Origin of the sequence: Collimonas sp. OK307, from assembly GCF_900113705.1 — a bacterium.
Classification (GTDB): domain Bacteria; phylum Pseudomonadota; class Gammaproteobacteria; order Burkholderiales; family Burkholderiaceae_D; genus Collimonas.
The window spans coordinates 84,057-90,635 of record NZ_FOQI01000019.1 but is presented as its reverse complement, the minus strand read 5'-3'; the positions used below and the strand labels follow the sequence as shown (position 1 = coordinate 90,635).

The following is a 6,579-nucleotide window of genomic DNA, read 5'->3' as shown; positions in this document are numbered from 1 at the left end:
CATCGTGCCAACCGCCGCATACAGCAAAGTCCGTTTCGACAGGTTGTAATTGGCGCCGACCATGAACAGGCTGGCGCTTCCCGCGTCGTGATTGAGCTTGGCGTGGAACGCAGCACCGATCAATGTCCATGCCGGTGTCAGCACGTAGTTGGCGCCGATCCAGTAATGATTAATCTTGTCCGGAGCGCTGGGCGACGCGGTATCCGGGGCCGAGACATTCTCGTATCCGGCGAACATTTTCAACTGGTCCACGGTGAAGGTGCCGCCCACAATCAGATCCTTGGAAGCCGTGTAGACGTCGGTATAACGGCCGTTGGCATCGCGGATAACGTCATAGATGGCGCGCAGTTCGAGGCCGCCGGTGGTGTACACCAGCGAAATGCCGTCGCTGCGTCCATTTTTGGTGGAACCGGCCTGTTCGCCCAGACTGGTTTGCACCGTGGCGTTAAAGCCGCCCCAGGTTGGTGTCTGGTATTCGATGACGTTATTGGCGCCCGGCCAGTTGCGGCCCTTGACCAGATTCTGCGTACTCATGAATTGCTGGCCGGTAGGGTCGAGATTCCAGACGTCGTTGACGATAAACAGGTTTTTGCCGAATTTGATCGAACCGGCGCTACCGTTCAGGCCGACATAAGAACGCCGATTGAACAAGGCGCTACCGTTGGTGCTGCCGTTGGTGGCGTCAAAACCGGATTCCAGCAAGAAGAAGGCGCCCAATCCGCCACCCAGATCTTCAGTGCCCTTGAAGCCGATCATGCTGGTACCCCACTGATTACCCGATGCCCCCAGCTTGCTGCCAGTTTGTCCGGTCAGATTGCCTTTGGCGTCTTTCAGCGCAACATTGGTTTGATAATCGACGCCGGCGTCAACCCGGCCATAGATAGTGACATTGGTCTGTGCTTGCGCAGCACCGGCGGCCAGGCTGAACAGGCCGACTACTGCGATAGCTGCCAGCGACCGCGAAGGCGCGCCGAGAGTTTGGGAAAGAATCATGTATACGTCTCCTTGAAATTATTATGGATTCACCCACTGCAGGACTGCCTCCCTTGGCTAAGCAAGCTTGACGGCGCCAGGCCAGCGTGAATGTGGGCTCATAGTAAGGATTGCAGTGATATCGATCCAATGAATTTTTACGCCACATCAATACTGTATTTGGTATCATTTTGATGAGCTTCACTACGCTGGCGAAATTAGTGAGGTCAGCAAGCGGCGTATAAAAAATCAACTATCGAGACAACAATGCCTACCAACGACACCAACTGGTTTCTGCGTGCGCGCCTGAAAACCCGTCAGCTGCTCTTGCTGATAGCACTGGATGAGGAACGTAATATCCACCGTGCGGCGGAAGCGCTCAATATGACGCAACCGGCCGCCTCCAAGCAACTCAAGGATCTCGAAGACATGCTGGATGTGCAGCTGTTCGAGCGGCTGCCGCGCGGCATGCGACCGACCATCTACGGCGAAGCCATGATCCGTCATTCGCGTATGGCGCTGACCAGTTTGTCGCATGCGCACGACGACATCACCGCGCTGAAATCGGGCCTGTCGGGACAAGTCAATGTCGGTGCGATCCTGTCGCCCGGCATGGTGCTGTTGCCGCCGGCGATCGCACGGCTCAAGCAACAGGCGCCGATGCTGCGGATCGGAGTCGAGGTCGAGAGCAGCAATATCCTGCTGGAACGGCTGCAGCGCGGCTCGCTGGATTTCCTGGTGGCGCGCATCATGGATCAGGACGATAACCGCAATCTCGAATATGAAGAGTTATCGGACGAACCGGTATGCGCCGTGGCACGAGTCGATCATCCCCTGCGCCATGTCACGAACCTGCAACTGAAGGATATCGCCGATGCCGGCTGGATCCTGCCGCCCAAGGGCAGCATCTTGCGCCACCGGGTCGACATGATGTTTCACAAGGATGGCCTGGCGCCGCCCGCCAACGTGGTCGACACCACTGCGATCCTGGTCATCAGCAGCCTGTTGCAGCAGACTGATTTCCTGCACGTGATGCCGGCTGAAGTGGCGCGCTTCTATGCCCAGGTGAATGTGTTGGCGATATTGCCGATCGAGCTGCCGTGCAAGATGGATGGCTTCGGCATCATCACCCGGCGTTTGCAGATACTTTCGCCGGGCGCAAAAATCCTGCAGCAAACGATTCGTGACGTCGCGGCGCAAATCTACTAAAGTACTGACGTTAACGCTGATGGTGGCGGCAAACATCGTGATCCGGTGCAGTCAATAAAAAATCAGAAAAAAGGGGATGGCCAATGTTAACCAAATTACCCAAATACCGATTTTCGGCTTTTATCGCAGCCGTCTTCCTTGTATGTGATGCGGGCGCGCAGACGGCCGCGAACGAAGTGCAGGCACCACCGGAATCAAGCATTCCAGCCGGCCCCAGGGGAGTCGCGATTGAGGAAGGCCGGAAACTGATGACCGAGACCCATCAACGCCTGCCCAAAAATGTCGGGAACGGCCTCAATTGCACCAATTGTCACCTGGCTGGCGGCGCCACGGCGAATGCCTCGCCCTGGGTTGGCATATGGGGCGTTTTTCCGGAATACCGTTCGCGCAGCGGCAAGCTGATCTCCTTGCAGGAACGGATCAACGACTGCTTTGAACGTTCGATGAATGGCAAGCCGCTGCCATATACATCGACAGAGATGACGAATATCCTTGCATACATGCAGTGGTTGTCGAGCGGCGTGCCAACTGGCGTCAGCGTGAAGGGACGAGGTTTCGGACCGATCGACCAGAAGCTCAAGGCGGATCCAAACCATGGCAAACAGGTATATGCGGACAAATGCGCCAGCTGTCATGCTGCAGACGGATCCGGCATGAAAAACGGCGAACACGGCTATACCTTCCCGCCGCTATGGGGAGCGAACTCCTTCAACGACGGCGCCGGCATGGCCCGTACTTACACTGCTGCGGCGTTCGTCAAGCACAACATGCCGCTGGGCCAAGGTGGCACCCTGACGGACCAGGAAGCGGTGGACGTAGCGGAATTTTTCACCCATCAGCCGCGACCGGTCTATCCCGGAAAATCACATGACTGGCCGCTAGGTGACAAGCCTAAAGATGCACGTAGCTGAATGCTTAGGCCCAACCTGCATCAACAATGAATTCCTGCGCAGTGCACATCGCACTGTCATCCGCGGCCAGGAACAAGACCATGCGCGCCAGATGCCACGGTTGCAGTTTTCCGGGCAGGCACTGGTTGCGCTTGATGTCTTCTTCGCCTGCGGCATCCAGCCATAAGGCGATCTGCCTTTCGGTCATCACCCATCCCGGCGAAACGGTATTGACGCGGATGTTGTGCGGACCCAGGTCGCGCGCCAGGCCGCGTGTCAGGCCGACAACCGCGGCCTTGGCTGTGGTGTACACCGGATAACCGCCGTTCGACAGATGCCAGCTGATCGAGCTGAGATTGATGATCGATCCGCCGCCTTTTTTTTGCATGCCCGGTGCGATTGCCTGGCAGGTAAAGAACATCGGGCGCTGATTGATGGCGATCCGGTCGTCCCAGTAATCGACAGTCACTTCCGCCAGTTGATGACGCTGGTCGTTGGCGGCGTTGTTGACCAATACATCGAATGTCCCTAACTCTTGCGCCAATCCCTGAATGGTTGCCTGCAATGCCGCGATGTCGCGGATGTCGCAATGGCGGAATAGCGGCTTGACCAGGCCAGCTTCGGCCAGGCTTTCACATAAAGCCTCGCTGGCTTCCTTTTCGATATCGACGAAAGCCACGCGCGCGCCCTGCTCCGCAAACGCGCTGACAATCGCCGCGCCGATTCCGCTGCCGCCGCCGGTGATGAATACGTTCTTGTCTTTCAGGCTGGGGAAACGCGCCAGCTGTGCTTCTGCCATATCGTTTACTACCGGCATATCAACTCCTGTTCGATGTGATGCGTAGAAAATTCGCTTAGCTTACTTGCTACTCTATTTGTTACTCAACCGGCCATTAATACGCTGCCAGATCGCCAGGGGATTACTGTCTTGAATCGCTGCGGGCAACAGATCCTGCGGTATGTTTTGATACGAAACCGGCCGCAAGAAGCGCTGGATCGCAGCCGTGCCCACAGACGTCGCGCGGCTGTCCGATGTGGCCGGGAACGGTCCGCCGTGAACCATGGAATAGGATACCTCGACCCCGGTCGGAAAGCCGTTCGCCAAAATCCGTCCAACCTTCCGCTCCAGGATCGGCAGCAGGCCGCGCACGGCCTGGTGATCACCATCGGCCATCTGCAAGGTTGCGGTCAGTTGCCCTTCCAGATGTTCTGCAACCGCAAGCATCTCAGCCATATCGCGGCAAGCGACCAACAACGATGCCGGTCCGAAAATTTCTTCCGACAACTGCGGATCTGTCAGGAAATCCTGGGCGCTGGTGCTGAACAATGCCGGTACGCCGCTACCCGCTGCGTCGCTGGCAACGCCATGACTGAGTTGGCGCACGCTGGAATTGGCGGCAAGACGGCCAACGCCTTTTTGATACGCATGATGAATGCCGGCCGTCAGCATGGTCGCGGCGTTGCGCTGCGCCAGTTGCGCCGCGGCGGCCGTACTGAAGCGCTCCAGATCCGGACCTTGCAATGCCAGCACCAGGCCGGGATTGGTACAGAACTGGCCAACGCCCAGCACCAGCGAATCGACAAAGGCAGTGGCCAGCGTATCGGCCTTGTCGGCCAGCGCCTGCGGCAACAGGAATACCGGATTGATGCTGCTCATTTCAGCATACACCGGGATCGGTTGCGGGCGCGCGGCGGCGGCCGCCATCAATGCCAGGCCACCCTGGCGCGAGCCAGTGAAGCCTACTGCCTGTATCGCCGGATGTTGCACCAGTTCGATGCCGAGATCGTTGCCGATACCGGTCAACAGCGAAAATACGCCTTCCGGAAAACCTGCTGCCGATACCGCCTTCTGGACCGCTCGCCCAACTAGCTCCGAGGTTCCGGGATGGGCTGGATGGGCTTTCACCACAACCGGACAACCCGCCGCCAGCGCCGCAGCGGAATCACCGCCGGCGACTGAAAACGCCAAAGGAAAATTACTGGCGCCGAACACCGCGACCGGTCCCAATGCGATCATGCGCAGGCGTAAATCGACGCGCGGCAAAGGTTGACGATCCGGCATTGCCGGGTCGATCCGCGCATCCTGCCATGAGCCCTCGCGCAGCACTTCGGCAAACAATCTAAGCTGGCCCACGGTGCGACCGCGTTCGCCTTCCAGCCTGGCGCGCGGCAAACCGCTTTCACTCATCGCACGCTCTATCAGCTGATCGCCTAGAGCCAGGATATTTTCAGCAATGCTTTCCAGGAAGCGGGCGCGCGTCTCCGGATCGGTATTCCGATAAGGATCGAAAGCGATCCGAGCCAATTCGCAAGCGCAGTCGACTTCGGCTGTACCTGCAGTATGGAATGCTGGTTGCAGTTCGCTGGCGGTGGCGGGATTGAATGCAAAAAAGGCGGTTCCTCCGCCTTTGATATGAGAAGCGCCGATTAGCGATTCACCTGTGATGTCCATGCTTTTCCTAACAATAATATAGCCGCAGTTATATAGCTGCAGTTCAGAAATTCCGAATCACAGCGGGCGAATCTGCGGTGTCGCCAAAGTCTCGACTGCGAGCCGATTGCGCAATGGCGGCCCGAACGCAGCCACATCGATCTCGAATGTTTCACCGGGTGCGACCTGGATGCCGTCCGAGCAACTCAAGGTCGCGGTGCCGAAGAAATGGATATGCACATCGCCAGGGCGCCGGAACAGCGGGTATTTGAAGTGGTGATACTCCAGGTTGGCAACCGTATGCGACATGTTATCTTCGCCGCTGACAAACGGCTTTTCCCAACGCACCTGGCCGTCGACGCCGCGAATACGCGACATGCCTTCCACATGCGGCGGCAAATCGCCTAGCAGCAAAGCCGGGCCGACAGCGCAAACCCGTAGTTTGGAGTGCGCCAGATACAGATAGTTCTGACGTTCGGTGACATGATCGGAAAACTCGTTGCCAATCGCAAAGCCGAGCCGGCATGGCGTACCGTCGGCGGCAATCACATACAGCGCGGCAATCTCGGGTTCTTCACCGCCATCCAGCGCAAATTGCGGCATCGTCAAAGGCTGCTCGCCGGCACAGACGATACTGCCGTCGCCCTTGTAAAACCATTCCGGCTGCACTCCGGTCTGGCCGGGCCGGGGCTTGCCGCCTTCCAGACCCATGCGAAACATTTTCATGCTATCGGTCAGGGTATCGACATCGCTGATTTTCTTGTGCATGGCGTCGCGGCCGTCGGCACTGCCGAGATGGGTAAGGCCGGTGCCGGTGACGTAGCAATGAGCGCTGTCGCTGTGATCCAGCGGAGGTAGCAAGCGGCCGGCCTTCGCAACTTCAGCATAATCCAGAACGACAGTTCCCAGCCCCGCGCTAGCCAGGCTCTGCAACGAACTGCGACCAGCAATCGCTGCTTGCGCCAGCTCGTAGGTTGAAGTGTAGCCTTCCACTACATGGATTTCCCGGTTTTCATCTTCCAGTACCCCGATCCGACGCTGTCCGTCGGCTTGCTTGAATTGAACCAACAACATGTG

The 6,579-nt window shown here is 58.0% G+C and carries 6 protein-coding genes; 2 read left to right on the top strand and 4 right to left on the bottom strand.

Translation table 11 applies throughout. The features are described from left to right. Positions 1-993 (bottom strand): porin (locus BM205_RS20755; protein ID WP_092416762.1); only part of this gene is annotated, 993 nt, incomplete at its 3' end. A 246-nt stretch (positions 994-1,239) separates the two neighbouring features. Between BM205_RS20755 and BM205_RS20750 the strand changes: the two genes are divergently transcribed. Then, complete coding sequence (locus BM205_RS20750) at positions 1,240-2,181, top strand: LysR family transcriptional regulator (protein WP_092416761.1); 942 nt, start codon at positions 1,240-1,242, stop codon at positions 2,179-2,181. Positions 2,182-2,264: 83 nt separating this feature from the next. Further along, complete coding sequence (locus BM205_RS20745) at positions 2,265-3,092, top strand: c-type cytochrome (RefSeq protein ID WP_092416760.1); 828 nt, start codon at positions 2,265-2,267, stop codon at positions 3,090-3,092. Positions 3,093-3,096: 4 nt separating this feature from the next. On the opposite strand, the gene BM205_RS20740 is transcribed toward BM205_RS20745, so the two are convergent. Genes BM205_RS20740 through araD1 form a run of 3 tightly spaced genes read right to left on the bottom strand, consistent with a single transcriptional unit; the run spans position 3,097 to position 6,576 of the window. Then, entirely contained in the window at positions 3,097-3,888 is a 792-nt protein-coding gene (locus tag BM205_RS20740) for an SDR family NAD(P)-dependent oxidoreductase (RefSeq protein ID WP_254783983.1), read from the bottom strand. Positions 3,889-3,942: 54 nt separating this feature from the next. Further along, positions 3,943-5,523 (bottom strand): aldehyde dehydrogenase (NADP(+)), encoded by a 1,581-nt coding sequence (locus tag BM205_RS20735; protein ID WP_092416759.1) that lies wholly within the window; start codon positions 5,521-5,523, stop codon positions 3,943-3,945. A 57-nt stretch (positions 5,524-5,580) separates the two neighbouring features. Further along, the gene (gene araD1, locus BM205_RS20730; protein WP_092416758.1) at positions 5,581-6,576 is read right to left on the bottom strand and encodes an AraD1 family protein; all 996 of its coding nucleotides are present in this window, start codon (positions 6,574-6,576) and stop codon (positions 5,581-5,583) included. Between the last annotated feature and the right edge of the window lie 3 nt (positions 6,577-6,579).